The sequence below is a fragment of the Rhodococcus sp. NPDC003382 genome (assembly GCF_053589135.1).
In genome coordinates this window covers 31,128-49,778 of sequence record NZ_JBSFRH010000004.1, presented here as the reverse complement: position 1 = coordinate 49,778, position 18,651 = coordinate 31,128, and the positions used below count along the sequence as shown (strand labels likewise).

The following is an 18,651-nucleotide window of genomic DNA, read 5'->3' as shown; positions in this document are numbered from 1 at the left end:
GGGTCGCTGCGGAGTTCATCCTGCCAAAGAACAGCGACAGCCCGAGCCTCACCCACCTCGGCGTGCCGTGTCCTCAGTCCGTTTCCTTCGGATGTCCCGGCTCGCACCGTTCGAGCAGTACTCGGCCGGCGATCTTGTCACCCTTGGGAGCCGGATCGAGGAAGAACCAGATGCGCCCACCATCGGTCACCTTGTATTGGTAACGGGCAAAGTTCCGTCCGGCGTACGTGCCGTAGGCATACTCCCCCTTCAGCTGGTACAGCCGCGGTGTCTGCACCGTCGGCTCCCGTGTGAGCGTGTCCCACGCATCGACGGTCGCGTTGCGGGCCGTCGCCAACAGATCGGTCCAGCCCTTCTGCGCATCACGCGTGGCAAACACCAGTTGCCACTCCACGCGCTTGATCGGGCGAGGGACCGCTTCCCCCTTCTTGCTCACGCGGAATGATCCGGACGTGCGACCACCTCTGCAACATCGAGGTATTCCAGGTCCGAACCATCTGCGGTGAGGCTGGGATCCGCGTATGCCTCTGCGGTCGCCTTCCACGCTTCGAGCAGGATCGCGAGCCGGTCGAAGCGGGCCACTGCGATGCACGCTCGCGCCGTGTCCTGGAACTCGGCGACGAACTCCGCATGCAGTGCCCTCGGCAGCAGGCCGACCCACGGCAACACGACGGAGAGCCGAGTGGCAACCCGATCGAGCGCCGCCTCGTCGAGGGACGCCGCGAAGAGTTGCCCGACCACGCCGAGGGTGTCCAACTCCGTCCGGCTCGCAGATTCCTCGGTCAACCGCAGAGCGGGCGCATTGCGTCGCGTGAGCACCACTTCGCCGGCGTCCTCAAGGACGCCCAGGACTTCCTTCGGCGCCCGAAGGAACTCGGAGAACGTGGCGGTGGCAGTCGACTTGCTCATACCTACCATTACATCAGAACTTGTTCAGATATTCCGCGGCCCGGTGCGCACTGCACACTCGCAACACGAACGCGTGTTCGAGTTGACCCTCGCCGCCGCCCGTGGGACCATCCCTCCACCGGCCTGAATACAGGTCGACCCCGGAAGGTGCTGGAACACCAACCGGGGTCTGGGCACACGACAGAACAGGACTGTCATGCACCGTACGGTGGATTCTATCCACACGCCCCGCAGAGGCGTGCATCAGCGACGAGTCGCGAGCGCGTTCCGCGCCGGCCGCCACCTCACCTGGCCACCGGGTTCACAACCGACGCCCTGACCTTCCAGCCCCTCGATCCCGCGACCAGCGGTCCGATCGAGGGGCTCGAGGTGTTCCTCGCCTGTCTCGGCGTGCGCGCGGGCCGTTCCGGTAACCGCGGCACACCGACGACGGGCGTCGTCGCTCGTCTCCCAGAGTCCGACGTCAGCGCATCGACGCTGCGAACCGGGGTGCCATTCCCACGGCTCGAAACCGACTGGGCACCAGTAACCTTCGTCTCCACAGCTGGTGGTGGAGCACCTGATCGAACGGGTCGACACGAACGGTCGGGTCCAGTACAAGCCGCACGTCCTCGGCGACGTGGGGCCAGAAGTGCTGGCCGAGATGGTCTATCGGGGCATGGCGACCGGGCAGCGTTGGGGAAGGGGCCGAAGACTCAGGGACCCGTAGGGTCTCCGATCGGTCAAGTGCAGCCGCCCGCAGGGCGCCCTCTTCCCTAGGCTCTTCCCCGACCACGTCGAAAGCCGCGGTGGGCGAATCGAGTCCGTCCCCACCACCAGCACAGCACACATCGCCGCGCCGACCGAGCGAACGCGCGCGGCCACGATGTGCGAGCGTGTCGGCCCGCGCCCTCCGCACATCGGGCGCGGGCCGACAGCCACCTCAGGCCGGATCGGACTCCTTCGTGGGCTTCTTGGCGGTGCGACGTCCGCGGGTGGGGGCCGGGGGCCGCCATGCGGCGAGGTCGTCGACGGTGACACCCAGTTCGGCACTGTGGGAGCGCAGTACTTCCTCGATGGTGTCGGCGACGGATTCGCCGTACTCCGGATCGATTTCGCCGTGCCACTGCCGCACCCACGGAAACAGTTCCGCCAGGCCCGCCAGCATCGGGATCAGCTTCTCCGGGCTTGTCTGGTCCCAGCCATCGACGGTGACACGCTCGTCCACCAGACCCGCCAAAGCCAAAGCCTGTTCGGCGTGGTCCCAGCCGGCCCAGCCCAAGAGCATCGTCGGGTCGGTGTCGCGGTTCGCGTCGGGGTACGAGATGAACCGTTCCTTCGGCACATCGAGCTTGCCGCGCCGCGACCAGTACGAACTCTTCACGAAATCGGCAGGCTTGTATTTCGGCGGAACCGGAATCGGGCTATCCAGCTTCTCCCCCGCATCCTCGCGACGCTGCAGATCCCAGGTGTGTTCCCAGGCTTCGCGTTTGATGAGACCCGACGGCTTGTAGCGCAGCGCGGCCAGGTAGGGCACGCCCTCCTCGTCGAGGAGCTTCGCGAGCGCGGTCCCCGTGGATACCTCGGCATTACGGGCCCACAACCGCAGCACCCGACGGAAATCCTCATCGCGGTCCAGCTTGTCGGCCAACTGCGCGACGCTGCGCGGGGTGGGATGCCCGTCTTCGAACCATAGGTCGCGGTTCTCGACGCGATCCAATAGCCAGTCGCGCAGAGCTTCGGCGACGCGCTTGTCCCGCGGCTCACTCGCCCAACGTCGCTTGTGCTCGGGCCTCTCCAACAAGCGGATATTCGGGTTCGATGTGATGACGTCGAGACGGCGCTGGATCAGGTCCCGGTAGTCGGCAGGCAGACGGGCGGGGATCTCGGCGGTCGGAGTGAACCTGTGGTTGTGGTGCCGGAACCACGATGTGTCATTGCCCTTTTCGACCGCGCGCGCCAGATCGATGGCAAAGGCACGCTCACCCGGCAAGATTCCGGGGAGCTCGCCTGAGTAGGAGAGATCCTCGTCGATAACACCGTAGAGGCGGTAACACTCCCAATCGAGTTCCTCCTGATGCGCGATCATCAACGCGCGAATGCGCTCGGACTCTTTGCACGACAATTCAATAGCCTCGGCCGACGGAACTTTGTTGGCAACGGCCTTATGCGGGTTGTGGACCGCCAGTTCCTGCGCAAGCATGTCGAGCGCGCGAGCGCGCGCGAGCGGATAGGCGTCTGGTAGTGGAAAATCCTTCACAGTGGTGCCGTTGAACTGAAATCGGTGCTCCCATGGTTCGTCCGCGCCAGCCTGTTCAGCGCCCGGACGACCCTTGTTATGACAGTTCTGCTTGAGCCAGAAGGACGCCACTGAGCTATTCAGCACCCCGAGCAACCGCAGGTGGTCGTCCTCGGTTGCGCCCTCCGGCAACTTGATCACCGGTGCGGTTTGCTTGAACACCTTGCCACCACGATCCAGGACGAAATGGTTGTGGGTGGCTACTTCGGCGAAGGTGATGGAAAGGGGCGTGCGGAGCTTTGACGAGTAGCTCTCAAGATGAACCCACCACGGCAACCCTCGCTCCGTAAGTGTCTTCTGGAAGACCGTCCTGCCGCGCAGCAGAGTTCGCTGTGGCCACAAGTGCGCTATAACTGGTGAGGTCTCCCCGACAGGAGTTTCATTTGCGCTGTCGACGTAGGGATTGACAACGAGCGTCGAGGGAATGATCTCAAAATCACGAACATCCTCACCTACAACGAACTGCCGGAAGGGCAGCGTTTCGGTGAATCGCTTCGAGCTGTGTGCGTCGTATATCCACGCATCATCCTCGCCCACGACGGTGGTGCGGCCGATGCTGCTCACCTGACTGTCGAGAACGGACGCCCCAGCGCTCTCCACCGACTGGACCAATTCGACAGCACCGCCACCGGACAAACTCCACGGATGTCTCGTTAAGAGTCGCCTGTCCAGGTCCGCCACACTGATCCACCCATTCTCGGAGCCAGGCTCGTCGATGTGTTCGACGATAGTCGACCAGACGATCCCTTTCGCTGGTTCGTCGGGTCGGCCGGGCTCACCACGAACTCCAAGCACCGCACGCACGGTGTCCCCGAGCGGCGGGCGGTTACGCCCAACGAGGATCACCGTCGGCGTCCCGTGACCGGGAATGTAGGCACCCGAGGTGTCGATCACCCGCTTCAAGTCGCGCGCACTGAGAAACTCCTCGATTAGCTTGGACCCGAACTCCCGCTTCATGAACGAATTCGATGTGATTTGCCCGACCCAACCGGGCTTGCCTGCCGCGTCGCTCTTCGCAAGGTCGAAGAAAAGTTCCATGAACGGCACCGTCAGCGCGTACTGCCGATGACAGGTCGAATATAGCTGGCGATAGGTCGCGTTCAACGCCGCATCTTTGACCGTAATGTACGGCGGATTACCCACCACCACATCGTGTTCCCGCTGCAAGATCGCCTTCAACGCGCCCGCGTTCTCCGTCGCGTACGCCATCTGCTCGGTGCCTGTCGACCACAGGTCGTCGCTGATCGCCTGCTGCCGCGCACCCCACAGCAACGAATCACCCGCGGCGAGATTCAACTCGATGTCGATCATCTTCTCGATCGACTTGTCCCCACTCGCGTCCAACGCCGCGACCATCAGCCGGAACCGCGCGATCGCGACTGCGAACGGGTTGATGTCCACCCCATACACCGAACCGAGTGCCTTCTGCACCAGCACCCGTGGTCCCAGGGCCGGCGCCTCGCGCTGCCACCTGTCCAGCAAGCGGCGGAACGCCCCGAGGAGGAAGTGCCCCGACCCGCAGGTCGGGTCGATCACCGTGAAACCCTCGAGCGGCCGTTCGGCGAGCGCCGGCTCCAGGGTCTGGTCGAGGATGAACTCCTCCACGAACTCCGGGGTCTGTAGCAGCGCGTAGGTCTTCTTCGCGAACTCCGACAGATCCTGATAGACGTCACCGAGGAATCGGGTGTCCACGCCGACGAAGCTCCACAACGGCTCACCGGAAGCGTCCTTGTCCCACCAGAATTCGAGCAGCCCGCGTGCCGCGTCACCCGAGGGGGCCACCTGGTGCAGCGGCGAATAGTCGTCGACGAGGCCGCGGGTGGCTTCCATCTTCGCGAAATGCTCGATGATCGTTTCGAGCCACTCACGGTCGGTGTTCTCCGGGAATTCGGTGAAGTAGGCGCGGCGCGCGTCGAGGGCCTGCTGACGGGCGTCGGCGTTCGGCCCGCCGATCCACGCCTTCGACACCAGTGCATGGTCCTCGCAGTAGCGGGCGAACACGGTGAGCAGCACCCACGCCACCGCGGCCTGTGTGACGCGTTCGTCGCGCCACGCCTGCCACGACGCCGCGGTGCGCTGCGCCGTGAGCGCCGCGGTGTGCTCGGCGCGCCACCGCTCCCCCACACCCGGCTGCCGGGTATCGACATCCGCGCCGTCGACGCGGGCCCGCAGATCGTCCTCGAGGACGGTGACCTGCTTGCGCAGCGCCTTCACCAACTCGGTCGCGGAAAAGTCCGCCATCACACCTTCTCGCTCTCCACAGCCTCGGTCTTCCCGACCGAGTACGTCACGAACTGCCCACCCGGCGAACCCAACTGGATCGGCTCACCGTCGATCATCGCGCCACGCTGCCCACGCATCTGCGGCAACACCACCCACACCGGACGCCGACGCGGAGCCGACAGGTCGGCCAGTCGCGCCACCAGGTCGAGGTAGCCGTAGCGGGCCAGTGGCGACAACTCGGTGAGGACCAACGGCGTCGCGGGCACCTCGTCGCCGAACGCCTGCGCCTCGATGCGGGCACACACCCGCGGCATCACCTGATCGAGCACCGCGCGCAGGCCCCGCGCATCGCGAGTGCCGGCCTCAGCGGCGTCGGCGCTGCGGATCAGATCCCACGACACGCCCTTTTCGGTGGCGAAGGCGCGCATCGCCTCGACGATCTCGCCGGTCACATCCACCAGGTCGGCGTTGTGGGTGGTTACCAGTTCCGCCGCGACCTTCAGGTGGTCGCCGGGGCGATGCACCGTCACACCGAATGCGAGGAAACCGTTCTCCCGCAACGACGTCGCGACCAGCGAGCCGCGCGCCGCGCCCACCGAGGCTGGAGTGGATCCGGTGTCGCCGGCGGGGCCGGTGTAGGTGGCGGTTCGGGTCTTCAGGCTGGTTTCGCTGGGCGGCGTGGCCTGCTCATAGCGGTAGCCGGTGCCGTCCCATGTCAACCCGATTCCAGCGCGCTCGATGTGCGCATCGAGGGCAGGACGGCCGGGCAGCCGATCGAGTTCCGGGAACCGGGCCGCGACACGAGCCCGTACCTCGGTGGGCGAGAGCGCCTCGGTCTGCGCGAGACCGGCCAAGGCGATGCGCAGCGCGTCGGACGGACCGAGATTGCGGCGGTGCAGCTCACCGCGCCCCGACACAGCGGCGTACCGGGAGATGGCTGCGGCCAGGCGGATCAGGCGCACATCCGACGGAAGCGGCACCTGCGCATCCGGTCCCGCAGCGCCCTTGTAGGCGCGGGTGAACGCCGCGCGCAGGTCCCGTGCGGCGGTGCTGACGCGAACCACCTCGGATGCGGGAGTGGATGCCATCAGGTCGTCGGCGCGGCGCCCGGCCGCTTCGGCCCCAGCGAGCAGCAACTCGTCCTCGGCGACGAGGGCGAGACGTCCGGCGTGACGGCGCCGCACCCAGCGACGGGTGCCTTCCGCGGTTTCGTGTTCGGTGAGTCGATCGAAGGCCGCGCGCAGCAGACCCGCGGCGGCGCGCTCGGCGAGGCGCGGTGCCGCGGCATCGGACGCCGATGCCGGGGGTTGTGGCAGTCGCCCACGGATCTCGGCGGTGAGGGTGGACACGGCCACCACCCCGCCGGAGTCGTGCAGCACCTGTTCGGCGAGGGCGATCAGTTCGTCGAGCAGTTCACGGGTGGCGGGGTTCTCGGCCCAGTCGGCCTGCAGCTCCTTCAGGAGCTGGTTGCCGCGCGGGCTGGTCTTCCTCAGTGCGGACGCCAGTTCGTTGCCCGACGCGAACGCGTCGAGGGTGCCGGTGGTGCCGAGCAGCAGTTCCGCTGCCTGACGTCGGGTGCTGGTGCGGCCGGTCGCGACGGCGGACAGCAGCAGCGCGACCGCGTCGTCGAGACCGAGCAGCCCCTGGGTGCTCGCGGGTTTCGTCGTCGACCGACCGAGGTCCTTGACCCAGGCGCGGTGCCGGTCGCGGATCTCGGTGCGGGTGGCCTTCGCTTCCTTCGCGACGAGACGGTTGAGTCGGGTGGAATCGAGCGCCACCAGTTCCCCGACGGTGGTCACCTGCACGGCCGCGAGCGCCGACACCGCGCGAGCGCTCAGACCGGCCGCGGCGAGAGCCGTTGCGGCCTCGACCTTCTGGACCGGTTCGGGAGCGGCGTCGAGGTCGGTGAACGCTCGACGCCACGCGCGCAGCATGTCTTCGGCGGTGTCGGGGCGGGCGGCGGCGTCGCGGGACAGCGCCGAGGTGAAGAACGCGGTGAGCGCGGCGGCGACCGGCGTCTCGAACATGGTCGGGTCGACGGTGACGTCGTCGTCGACGGTGGCCGGGTTGGCCTGCGGGTCGGGTCCGTACTGCGGGGCGATGCCGGTGGCCATCTCGAACAGCACCACCGCGGCGCCGTAGCGTTCGGCGGCCGTGTCGTACTGGCGGCGTCCGCCGGTGCCGAGGAACGGGTCCAGATAGGGCGGGGTGCCCGCCTCGATGTTGCGCGGGTCGACCCCGGCCATCGAGAAGTCGAACAGCCGCAGGTGTGTGTCGGCACGCGAACTCGACTGGTGCACACCGAGATTCGACGGCTTGAGGTCGCGGTGGGTGACGCCGGCGCGTTCGAGGGCGATCAGCGCCTGCAGCAGGTCGGTGCCCCAGCGTTCGAGCAGGTCGATCGACAGCCGACCACCCTTGGCCGCCAGTTCCTCGGCGAGGGTGGTGCGGCCCGCATCGTGCACCACCAGGGCGGTGCGTCCGCCGACGTTCTCTTCGGAGGCGAGCTGGACGATGCGCGGATCGTCGAGTTTGGCGAGCACCTGCGCTTCGGCGTGCAGCCGGGCGGCAGCCTCGTCGTCGCGGGCGACCTTGAGAACCCGCTCGTGGTCGCCGGCCTTGCGGTCGACCACGAGGATGCCCACCGCGGTGGAGCCGGCACCGAGGCGGCGCTTGTAGACGAATCGGCCGTCGCCCAGTTCGTCGCCGGGTTTCGCTTCGAGCGGGTCGGTTTCGCCTTCCGCGCGGAACAGGTCGCCACGGACCTGTTCGAGACGTTCGAGCAACTCGGCGACGGTGGCGATGCGCTCCGCGGGGCTGGGGTCGGTGGCGTCGAGGACGAGTTGTCGCAGCACCGACGGCACCTGCGGCAGTTCCACGGCCAGATCGAGACCGCCGTCGCGACGCAGCCGGTCGAGCAGCTCGCCGCGTTCGGTGGCCGGGGACACCCCGCCGCTGAGCAGATAGAAGGCCAGCGCGCCGAGCCCGAAGACGTCCATGCGCGCGGGGTCGGCGGGGCTGGCGCCTTCCGGGGCGGCGAACAGGCGGGCCTGGTCGCTCAGTGCCCCCGCCATCAAGCTCAGCGGACCGGCGGACAGCCGGGTGACGCCGGTTTCGGCGTTGGCGGGCAGCACCCCGGCGGTGTCCCAGTCGGTGACCTGCGGCTGGGGCCCGGCGGCGCGGTCGCGCACGACGACCGCGCGTGGATTCAGGGTGCGGTGCACCACCCGATGCCGGTGCGCGTAGTGGACGATCTCGGCGATCTCGGCGATGAGTTCGAGCTGCTGCTCGAGGGTGAGTGCGGTCCGGTGGTCGGCGAGCCACAGGTCCAGCCGCAGTTCGTCCTTGGACTGCAGGAACACCAGGCCGATGCCGAGTTCCTTGTCCTTGACTACGTCGACGGGCACCTGCAGGCCGTCGTGTTTGAGCCGCGAGAGCAGCTTGTATTCGTGTTCGACGCCGCGCGCCCGGGCATGTTCCTCGGCGGAGGTCGCGCCGGGTTTGGGCAGGTAGAAGCGGATACGCGCCTGCCGCTCCATGTCGACGTGGTGGAACGCGGGCCAGTCCTGCCAGCCTTCGCCGTCGCCGAGGGGTTGTTCGTCGATCACCCAGGAGCCGAGTTCCCGCTGCCGGCGCGGGGCGAGGCCGATCGCGGTCATCAGATCGCGGATCAGCAGGGATTTCTCCTCGCTGACCGGCTCGTGCTTCGACGGCGCGAGCAAGCGCTCGCCGATTCCGGGCAGGCCGCTGCGGCGTTCGTTGCCGTCGAGGCCGTACAGGTTGATCGCGGAACTTGCCGGCAGCGCGCACTGAAGGTCGGGGTGGTGCAGGAACACCAGTTCCTGCACGAACGGGATGACGCCCTTGAGGTTCTTCTTCCCTGTCTTCTCCGCCAAGCGGTCCTTGAGCAGCGATGAGAAGTACTGGGCCTTCTTGCGGGTGAGCAGCAGCGGCGAATCCTCGGACCGGTATCCACCACGGCTCCACACGTGGTCGTTGCCGCGCAGCGTGCCGCTGTAGTACTTGAGCTCGATCAGGTAGAGGGTGTCGCGGCTCAGGACGAGCAGGTCCACCTCGTGCCAGCGACCACGGTTGTCGCGGAACTCGAAGTTGGACCACGCCCGGAACGGCGGGGCGTCCGGCAGCAGATTCTTGACGAAGTCGAGGCCGAGCTTTTCATGCTCGAACTGCGAGGGGCTGATCTCGACCCAGCGGTCGCTCTGCACCGCGCTCCCACCCCTATCCGTCCGATCGTTTACGTCCGTCACAACTTACCCGGCCGCACCCCGGCGGGGCGCCTCGCCATACCGGACGGCCGCGGTGGATTCGGTCTGCTCCACAAGCCGACGACGTTCCGGGATTACTACCGCAGGTCCATCGAGGTCGACACCGGTCCCGGAATTGCTCGCGTAGCCCGGCAGCGGATCGACCCGTTGATGTTGCAGTGCGCCAAGAGCCAGGTCGCGGTCGATCTATTGGACAAGCAGGAACAGGTCTTCGAGCCCAGCGAGGACGTCCGAGCCCACTTCACCTGATGAGCGCTCGAACTCTGAGTCTCGAGTCCTACGATGACCAAGAGCCTAGAGACGGAGGTACCTGCCGTGCCTTTTCCTGCACTCACCCACGTCGCCGTGACAGTGTCCGATCTTGCTGCCAGTACCGCGTGGTACTCCCGCCTCTTCGATGCCGAACCCGTGCTCGACGAGGACGACGAATCCGGCACTTTCCATCACGTGGTCTTCGCAGTCGACGGTGGCACACTGTTCGGGCTGCACACCCACCCCGGTTCGCCGCCGCAGAACACATTCGACGAACGGAACGTCGGCCTCGACCACATCGCCTTCGGATGTACGGCGAGCGATCTGGTGAAATGGCGTGATCGGCTCGACAGTTTGGGAATCGCGCACGGAGACATCAAGAACGCCCGATACGGTTCGGGGCTCTCCTTCCGTGATCCCGACAACATCGCGCTCGAATTCTTCGCGCCCCCGAATTGATCGCGAGCTTCCGGCGGCGAGTCCCGTCGCCGTGCCACACCGCGGCGGTGCGGCCGAGTCACTGGGCGTAGTCGTGCAGGCGTGGCTGCAGATTGTTCAACAGCGCGCACAGCGGACACACGTACAGGACGGACACGCCCTGCCAGTCCTGGTCGACCATCGCAGACAGCAGCGGGAATGCGGCGACCTCGGTCTTGCCGCCAGCGGTGGGGGCGAGCACGAGCGCGTCATCGCCGGCAAGGATCGGCACGTCCGCGGCAGCCTGCGTGGGCCGGAGCCCGTTCCAGCACAACGTGTTCGCGAGGTGGTACCGGACTCCCGGATGTAGAAGGGCGAAGGCGTCGTCGGTCACGAATCGAGCCACTCGGTCACGTACTGGTCGGGTACTCCGTCGATCATTCGCTGCCAAAAGAGCAGAGCAAATTCCCGACCCGGGAATGCTAGCGCATGCGCTAGCATTAAGGAGTGACCAAGGCCGACAAGATTCGCGCGGCGATCGCACGCAATCCGCAGGGGGTGCGCTACGACGACTTGTATCGACTGTGTGTCGAGGTCTTCGGTCAGCCGCGGCAGGACGGGACCAGCCACGCTGTGTTTCGAACGCCGTGGCCTGGCGACCCGCGGGTGAACATCCAGCGCGGGAAGCACGGGGAAGCAAAGCCGTACCAGGTCAAGCAGGTCCTTGCCGCGATCGAGAAGATGAAGGAGGACTCATGAATCGACCGGATGCACGTCACTACAGCTACCGGGTGCAGTGGTCACCGGATGACGGCGAACACGTCGCGACCGTCCTGGAATTCCCGAGCCTGTCCTGGCTCGACGAAGATCAGGGCCGAGCGTTGGAAGGTCTCGTTCAGCTCGTCGACGGCGTCATCGACGACCTGATCGCCAGCGGGGAGAATGTGCCCGAGCCGTTCTCGGAACGTTCCTACAGTGGCACGATCTATGTCCGCACCTCGGCCGAACTGCATCGACGGCTCGCGATGGAGGCTGCGGAACGGCACGTGTCCCTCAACCAACTTGCGGTGCAGCGTCTAACCAGCGCGTAGCGTGTCGGACCGCTCGAATGAGAACGAAAGACCCGTCTGCATGACGTCGAAGTGCACCGGCAATGCCGGAAACTGCGAACGCCTTACCCTCCTTGCCGGCCAACACCGACAACTCTGTCAAGAAGCCGGTCTCACCGAGCCCGCCGACGTCATCGCAGCCATGGCCGTGGGACTCGTCGCAGACGTCTGGCGCAACGGGCCTGTCGAAGCCATGCACGGCAGCACGCGCGGACCGACTCGACGATGTTTGCCGAATCGACCGACCTGCACACACACGCCGTGAAAGCCCTCACCTCACCTAACCGCGTAGACGGGTTGCTCAACTTCGAACGGCACCTCGTCCGTCACAACTTTCCCGGCCGCACATTCCCGGCCGCAGATCGGCTGATGCGGAGCCGTGGCCATACACTGTCCACTCATGTCCTCGCTGCGCCGATTCGATCTCCTCGTCCAGTCGATGGCAGCGACGGTCGGGGCGGCCACCTACCAGCGCGGTGCGCGATACGCCCACGACGGCGCCGTGCTGAGCTGCAACTTTCTCGACGACGAACTGTGTGTGGTGGGTGAGGTCGCGGGCAACGAGGTCTACGAGACCGAAGCGGTCTTCCGGACCGGCCCGCGGGGCCCCGAGTTCGAGTACGGCGAGTGCAGCTGCCCCGTCGGGTTCAACTGCAAACACACGGTGGCGCTGGTGCTCGCGTTCGTCGCGACGTCGACGGTCGTCACCCCGGCCAAACCGGCGTGGGAGCACGCGCTCGACACGATCGTCGGTGCCGACGACACCGACAGCGGTGTGCCGTTGGCGTTGCAGTTGGGGTTGTCGACACCGGCCGGCTCCGCGCCGCCCACGCTGACCGCCCGGCTGCAACGGCCGGGCCGCACCGGGTGGGTAGCCGGGAACCTGTCGTGGTCGACCCTGCGCTACACCCATGACGTGAACCGCCGGCACCAGCGGTTGCTGCTCGAGCTGGCGGCGCTGGCGCAGTCGTCGTCGCAGACCTATTACATCCCCAACGCCACCGCCACCCTCGACCTGTCCGGCATGTCGCCGCGACTGTGGTCGCTGCTCGACGATGCGCTCGCTCTCGGGATCGAACTGCGGTACGCCCGCAAATCGCTCGGCGCGGTGCCGCCACCGACTGCGGCGGAGGTATGCGTCGACCTGGCGGACACCGGCGCCGGCCTCTCCGTAACCCCCACGGTACGGGTCGACGGCGACGACCTGCCCGCCACGGTAGTGGGGTTCCTCGGCGAACCGGCGCACGGCGTGATCTTCCTGCGGCCCGGCGACCGCGCCGGGTCCGGGCCGGCCGAATGGCCGTTCCGGATCGCGCGGCTGCGCGGCAGCGCCCCCGCCGGGATACAGCGGTTGCTGCTGGACAACGCGGCGGTGACGGTACCCGCCGATCAGATGCCCCGCTTCGCGGCGACCTACTATCCGCGGTTGCAGCGGGCCGCGTCGGTCACCTCCGCGGACGGCTCGTTCACCGCCCCAACGGTGAGCGGCCCCCGACTCGTCCTGCACGTGGCCTATCGCGCCGGGCACCGCGCCGACCTGCGCTGGCAGGTCCTCTACACGATCGGCGACGCCGAGCACGCCGTGGAGTTGTACGACGGGCACGGCGATGCGGTCCGCGACGGCGAGGCCGAGGACCTGCTCCTGGCCGAGATCCGTCCGGTGGTCTCACCGTTCGGGCTGGACAATCACCTCGACGGCCGGTTGCTGTCGCACGCGACCCTCAGCGGGTTCGACACCGCCCGTTTCGCCACCGAATTGCTGCCGCTGCTGTCCGGCCGCGACGACGTCGAGGTGCGGGTCGACGGCACCCCCGCCGCCTATCGCGACGTGAGCGACGATCTGCGGATCGGACTGTCCACCAAGGCAACCGGGGACGCAGACTGGTTCGACCTCGACATCACCGTGACGATCGACGACCGGACGGTCCCGTTCCGGGACCTGTTCACCGCGCTGAACGACGGCGCCACGCACCTGCTGTTACCCGACGGTGCCTATTTGGCGTTGGACAAACCCGAGTTGCAGCAGCTACGCCGACTCGTCGACGAGGCTCGCGCACTGCACGACGCCGACCCGGATCGGTTGCGGCTGAGCAGGTTCCAGGCGGGTATCTGGGAGGAGCTGGCGGCACTCGGCGTCGTCGATCGGCAGGCCGCCGCTTGGAGGAAGCAGGTTCAGGGCCTGCTCGACGTGAGGGCGACCACGAAGACCCGTGCGCCGAAGGAACTTCTGGCGACGCTGCGGCCGTATCAGCTGGACGGATTCCGCTGGCTGGCGTTCCTGTGGACGCACAACCTCGGCGGGATTCTCGCCGACGACATGGGTCTCGGCAAGACCCTGCAGTCGCTCGCGTTGATCTGCCACGCCCGGACGAATCGCCCCACAGATGCGCCGGCGCTCATCGTCGCGCCCACCTCGGTGGTGTCGAACTGGGCGGCCGAGGCACGGCGCTTCACGCCTCATCTGAACGTCGTCGCGATCACCGAGACGTCCGGCAAACGCGGTGTGGGACTGGGTGAGCTGCTCGACGGCATCGACGTGGTCGTCACGTCCTATACGCTGCTGCGCCTGGATATCGACGACTACCTCGAGCGCGACTGGTCGATGCTACTGCTCGACGAAGCACAGTTCGTCAAGAACCATCGGGCCAAGGCATATCAGTGTGTGCGACAGGTCGAGGCGCCGCTGAAGGTCGCGATCACCGGCACCCCGATGGAGAACAACCTGATGGAACTGTGGTCGCTGCTGTCGATCACCGCGCCCGGATTGTTCCCGAACCCGACGAAGTTCCAGGACTACTACCGCAAACCCATCGAGAGCGGCACCAGCCCCGAACTGCTTGCGCAGCTGCGGCAGCGGATCCGGCCGCTGATGCTGCGTCGCACCAAGGAGCAGGTCGCCACCGATCTTCCGGCCAAGCAGGAACAGGTGCTCGAGGTGGAGCTCTCGCCCAAACACCGCACCCTCTACGACCGGCAGCTGCAACGCGAGAGGCAGAAGATCCTCGGACTCGTCGACGACCTGGACCGCAACCGCATCACGATCTTGAGGTCGCTGACGGTGCTGCGGCAGATGAGTCTGGACGCGGCCCTGTGCGACGACGCGCACGCGAAGATCGGGTCCGCGAAGATCGACGCGCTGCTCGAGCAGCTCGACGACGTGATCGCCGGTGGGCACCGCGCGTTGGTGTTCAGCCAGTTCACCGGGTTCCTCGACCGGGTCCGTGCCCGGCTCGACGCCGCCGGCATCGAGTACTTGTATCTCGACGGCAAGACCAAGCAGCGCGGAAATCTGCTCGGCGAGTTCAAATCCGGCACGGCACCGGTGTTCCTCATCAGCCTGAAGGCCGGCGGATTCGGTCTGAACCTGGTGGAGGCCGACTACTGCTTCCTGCTCGACCCGTGGTGGAATCCCGCGGCCGAGGCCCAGGCGATCGACCGCACCCACCGGATCGGGCAGACCCGCAACGTGATGGTGTACCGGTTGATCGCCCGCGACACCATCGAAGAGAAGGTGCGGGCGCTGCAGCTCCGCAAGTCGGAGTTGTTCTCGTCCGTCGTCGACGACGGCGAGATGTTCTCCTCGGCCCTCACGGCCGACGACATCCGCGCGCTGTTGGCGTGACCGCCTCGTGCGTGGTTCTGGTAGCGGGAGCTACCAGAACCACGCACGGGCGCGTCAGCGCAGGGCGATGCCGAGCAGCGCGTCCACCGCGTCCGCGAACAGGCCCGGGGCCGAGGCGTCGTCGCCGCCGCGCTCGACCGCGAACGTCGCCCAGCCGTCGAGGGCGTCGAGGGCCTTGGGGGTGTCGAGGTCGTCGGCGAGGTGCTGGCGCAGCCGCGCGACCACGTCCTCGGCGGAGGCGGCCGACTCCAGTGCCGCGGCGCGGCGCCACAGCGCCAGGCGCGCCTCGGCGGTGGTGAGCACGTCGGCCGTCCACGCACGGTCCTGCCGGTAGTGCCCGGAGAGCAGGCCCAGACGGATCGCGGCCGGGTCGACGCCCTCACCGCGCAGCTTGGAGACGAACACGAGGTTGCCGCGGGACTTGGACATCTTCTCGCCGTCGAGGCCGATCATGCCGGTGTGCACGTAGTGCCGCGCGAAGCGCCGGTCGCCGGTGACGGCTTCGGCGTGCGCCGCGGAGAATTCGTGGTGCGGGAAGATCAGGTCGCTGCCGCCGCCCTGCACGTCGAAGCCGGTGCCGATGCGGTTGAGGGCGATCGCGGCGCATTCGATGTGCCAGCCGGGCCGGCCGTCGCCGAACGGTGACGGCCACGCCGGTTCCCCGGGCCGCTGCGCGCGCCACAGCAGCGCGTCGAGGGGGTTGCGCTTGCCCGGCCGTTCGGGGTCGCCGCCGCGTTCGGCGAAGAACCGCATCATCGTGTCGTGGTCGTAGCCGGACTCGTAGCCGAACTGTTCGGTGGCGTCGACCCGGAAGTACACGTCGGGGTACTGCGCGTCGTCGGCGACGTAGGCGGCGCCGGACGCGACGAGCTTCTCGACGAGTTCGACGACCTCGTTGATCGACTCGACGGCGCCGATGTAGTCGCGGGGCGGCAGCACCCGCAGCGCCTCCATGTCCTCGCGGAACAGCGCGGTCTCGCGCATGCCGAGGACCACCCAGTCCTCGCCGTCCCGGTTCGCGCGTTCGAACAGCGGGTCGTCGACGTCGGTGACGTTCTGGACGTAGTGCACGTCGTGTCCGGCGTCGCGCCAGATGCGGTTCACGAGGTCGAAGGCGAGGTAGGTGGCGGCGTGCCCGAGGTGGGTCGCGTCGTAGGGGGTGATCCCGCAGACGTACATGGTGGCCGTGGCGCCCGGGGTGACGGGACGGACCGCCCGGTCGGCGGTGTCGTACAGCCGCAACGGCGGTCCCTGACCAGGGACGGACGGGAGCGCGATATCGGACCAAGACTGCATGGCACGAGCCTAATGGAGGCCGACCTGTGACCCGGATCGAGGCCGGTCGTAGGTCAGAACGCGGGCCACGGAATGCGGCGGTCCCCGAGCGGCTTCGGCATCACAGGCCGCGCGAGCAGCGTGGTGATGCGGGCGCGCAGCGCCGCGACCTCGGCGCCGGTGATGTAGGCGCGCAGCTCGTTGCCGAATTCGCCGTCGAGTCGCTGGGCGAGTTTCTCGAGGTCGGTGAGCAGCTCCGGGTCGACGGATCGGCCCGCCCAGCCCCACAGCACGGTGCGCAGCTTGTTCTCCTGGTGCAGGCAGATGCCGTGGTCGACGCCGTAGACACCGCCGTCGAGTCCTTCGAGGGCGTGCCCGCCCTTGCGGTCGGCGTTGTTGAGGATCACGTCGAGCACGGCCATGCGGTGCAGGCGCGGGTCGTCGGCGTGCACGAGCACGACCTCGGCACCGTCGTAGTCGCGGGCCCGCAGCACCGGCAGCCAGCCGGCGGGGACGGCCCCGGCCGGGCACAGGTCGACCAGGTCGATGCGGCCCTCGGGGGCGTCGTCGGGGTCGGGGGTGTCGATCCACTGCTGCACCATGCCGGTGCCGAACGGCCCGTCGCGCAGCACGGTCACCGGGATGACGCCCCAGCCGAGCGCCTCGGAGATCAGGTACGACGCGACCTCCCGGCCGGCGAGGGTGCCGTCGGGGAAATCCCACAGCGGCCGCTCGCCGCGGACGGGTTTGTAGACGCAGCGCACCACGGTGCCGTCGAGGGTCGCGTCGCACACGAGGGTCGCGTTGCTCGCGTGCACGACACGGCCGACGACGGTGAGTTCACCGCGCTCGAGCACATCTCGGGTGTCCGGGGTGCTCACCTGGTCAGGACTCCTCACCGAACCAGGATGCCGGATCGAACCCGGGGGTGCGCAGGTAGCCGTTGGTGCGGATGCACACGTGGCCGCCGCCGCCGATCGGTTCGCCGCACAGCGGGCACGGGGTGCGGCCGGCCGAGACGACCATCTCCGAGCGGGCCGCGAACTCGAGGGCCTGCTCGGGGGTGAGGAACACACGGACCGCGTCGGGTCCTTCCTCGGTGTCGTCGAGCACGACGGACTCGTCGAGTTCGGCCTCGGTGACGGCGAGGAGTTCGACGACGACGGCGCTGGTGTCGGCGTCCCAGCCCAGTCCCATGGTGCCGACCCGAAATTCGGCGTCGATGGGGGTGATCAGCGGGCTGATGTCGATGTCGGGATCGTCGGGCAGGTCGGTGCCGAACCGCCGGTGCACCTCTTCGAGGAGCAGGCCCATGCGATCGGCGAGGATCTTCACCTGCTGTTTCTCGAGCAGGACGCTCACCACGCGGGACTCGTGCACGGCCTGCAGGTAGAACACCCGGTCGCCGGGTTCACCGACCGTGCCGGCGACGAACCTGTCCGGGGTCCGGAACACGTGTATCGCGCGGGCCATCGCACCTCCTCGAGTCGTATGTTTCGAATGAGCCGAACACTGCCATTATCCGCCGGACGCCACCGTCGTCGGGGGGTCCGCGGCCGGGTTCACCTCGCCGCCGGGCACCGATTTCGGGGGGACGGCGAGCCCGGTCAGATCCGGGCCGGTGTCGTTGATGCGGAGCACGAACGGACGCGTCTCGGTGTAGCGGACGACGCTGAGCGAGGCCGGTTCCGCGACGATCCGCTGGAACCCGTCCAGGTGCGTGGCGAGCGCGTCGGCAAGGACGGACTTGATGACGTCGCCGTGACTGCATGCGATCCACACGACGTCGCGGCCGTGCTGGTCGGTGAGCCGGGCGTCGTGTTCGCGGACCGCGGCGACCGCGCGGGCCTGCACCTGCGCCAGCCCTTCCCCGCCGGGGAACACGGCCGCGGAGGCGTGCTGCTGCACCACCTTCCACAGCGGTTCGCGGACCAGTTCGGATAGTTCCCGGCCGGTCCACTGGCCGTAGTCGACCTCGGCGAGCCGGTCGTCGACGAGCGGGGTCAGGCCGCGGTCGGTGGCGAGCGGAGCGACCGTCTGTTGGCAGCGCAGCAGCGGCGAGTGCACGATCTCGGTGATCTCCAGGCCGGCGAACCGGGCGATCAGACCCTTGGCCTGGATGTGTCCGAGTTCGTCGAGTTCGACACCCGGAGAGCGACCGGCCAGCACCCGCGAGGTGTTGGCCGTCGAACGTCCGTGCCGCAGCAGGATCACCGTCATGGAATCCAGCCTAATGGGCCACCCGCACCCGGGCAGGTCACGGCGCCGCGCGGGGGCGCG

Annotated in this window: 12 protein-coding genes and 1 pseudogene; 4 read left to right on the top strand and 9 right to left on the bottom strand. The window is 67.7% G+C overall.

Annotated features, from left to right (window positions below; all coding sequences use genetic code 11):
* Positions 1-73: 73 nt before the first annotated feature.
* The 4 genes from ACWDUD_RS04605 to pglW all read right to left on the bottom strand — a co-directional run bounded on the left by ACWDUD_RS04605 (position 74) and on the right by pglW (position 9,636).
* The gene (locus ACWDUD_RS04605) at positions 74-436 is read right to left on the bottom strand and encodes a hypothetical protein (protein ID WP_450108476.1); all 363 of its coding nucleotides are present in this window, start codon (positions 434-436) and stop codon (positions 74-76) included.
* Positions 433-909: a hypothetical protein gene (locus tag ACWDUD_RS04600; RefSeq protein ID WP_450108475.1), complete on the bottom strand. Its 477-nt coding sequence runs from the start codon at positions 907-909 to the stop codon at positions 433-435. The genes ACWDUD_RS04605 and ACWDUD_RS04600 overlap by 4 nt, the downstream gene beginning before the upstream one ends.
* Positions 910-1,831: 922 nt before the next feature.
* Positions 1,832-5,428, bottom strand: a complete 3,597-nt coding sequence (gene pglX, locus ACWDUD_RS04595) for a BREX-2 system adenine-specific DNA-methyltransferase PglX (RefSeq protein ID WP_450108474.1) — start codon at positions 5,426-5,428, stop codon at positions 1,832-1,834.
* A complete protein-coding gene (pglW, locus tag ACWDUD_RS04590; protein ID WP_450108473.1) occupies positions 5,428-9,636 on the bottom strand; it encodes a BREX system serine/threonine kinase PglW in 4,209 nt (1,402 codons plus the stop codon). Before pglW ends, pglX begins: the two co-directional genes overlap by 1 nt.
* A gap of 375 nt (positions 9,637-10,011) precedes the next feature.
* Between pglW and ACWDUD_RS04585 the strand changes: the two genes are divergently transcribed.
* Positions 10,012-10,407: a VOC family protein gene (locus tag ACWDUD_RS04585; RefSeq protein ID WP_450108472.1), complete on the top strand. Its 396-nt coding sequence runs from the start codon at positions 10,012-10,014 to the stop codon at positions 10,405-10,407.
* Positions 10,408-10,468: 61 nt separating this feature from the next.
* Here the strand turns inward: ACWDUD_RS04585 and ACWDUD_RS04580 are convergent.
* A pseudogene (locus tag ACWDUD_RS04580) lies at positions 10,469-10,759 on the bottom strand (DEAD/DEAH box helicase); the annotation flags it as partial.
* A gap of 113 nt (positions 10,760-10,872) precedes the next feature.
* On the opposite strand from ACWDUD_RS04580, the gene ACWDUD_RS04575 reads away from it, so the two are divergent.
* From ACWDUD_RS04575 to ACWDUD_RS04565, 3 genes are all read left to right on the top strand, one after another.
* The gene (locus ACWDUD_RS04575; RefSeq protein ID WP_450108471.1) at positions 10,873-11,124 is read left to right on the top strand and encodes a toxin HicA; all 252 of its coding nucleotides are present in this window, start codon (positions 10,873-10,875) and stop codon (positions 11,122-11,124) included.
* Positions 11,121-11,456 carry a type II toxin-antitoxin system HicB family antitoxin gene (locus ACWDUD_RS04570; RefSeq protein ID WP_450108470.1) on the top strand — a complete coding sequence of 112 codons (336 nt, stop codon included), beginning with the start codon at positions 11,121-11,123 and terminating at the stop codon, positions 11,454-11,456. The genes ACWDUD_RS04575 and ACWDUD_RS04570 overlap by 4 nt, the downstream gene beginning before the upstream one ends.
* Before the next feature lie 418 nt (positions 11,457-11,874).
* Complete coding sequence (locus tag ACWDUD_RS04565; RefSeq protein WP_450108469.1) at positions 11,875-15,096, top strand: DEAD/DEAH box helicase; 3,222 nt, start codon at positions 11,875-11,877, stop codon at positions 15,094-15,096.
* Positions 15,097-15,150: 54 nt separating this feature from the next.
* Here the strand turns inward: ACWDUD_RS04565 and mshC are convergent, their stop codons facing one another.
* From mshC to ACWDUD_RS04545, 4 genes are read right to left on the bottom strand one after another with little or no spacing between them, the layout of a single operon-like run.
* A complete protein-coding gene (mshC, locus tag ACWDUD_RS04560) occupies positions 15,151-16,392 on the bottom strand; it encodes a cysteine--1-D-myo-inosityl 2-amino-2-deoxy-alpha-D-glucopyranoside ligase (protein WP_450108468.1) in 1,242 nt (413 codons plus the stop codon).
* Between the two features lie 53 nt (positions 16,393-16,445).
* The gene (locus tag ACWDUD_RS04555) at positions 16,446-17,252 is read right to left on the bottom strand and encodes an SCO1664 family protein (protein WP_450108467.1); all 807 of its coding nucleotides are present in this window, start codon (positions 17,250-17,252) and stop codon (positions 16,446-16,448) included.
* Between the two features lie 4 nt (positions 17,253-17,256).
* Positions 17,257-17,844 (bottom strand): DUF3090 domain-containing protein, encoded by a 588-nt coding sequence (locus ACWDUD_RS04550; protein WP_420751988.1) that lies wholly within the window; start codon positions 17,842-17,844, stop codon positions 17,257-17,259.
* Between the two features lie 45 nt (positions 17,845-17,889).
* Positions 17,890-18,591, bottom strand: a complete 702-nt coding sequence (locus ACWDUD_RS04545; protein ID WP_450108466.1) for a histidine phosphatase family protein — start codon at positions 18,589-18,591, stop codon at positions 17,890-17,892.
* Positions 18,592-18,651 lie beyond the last annotated feature (60 nt).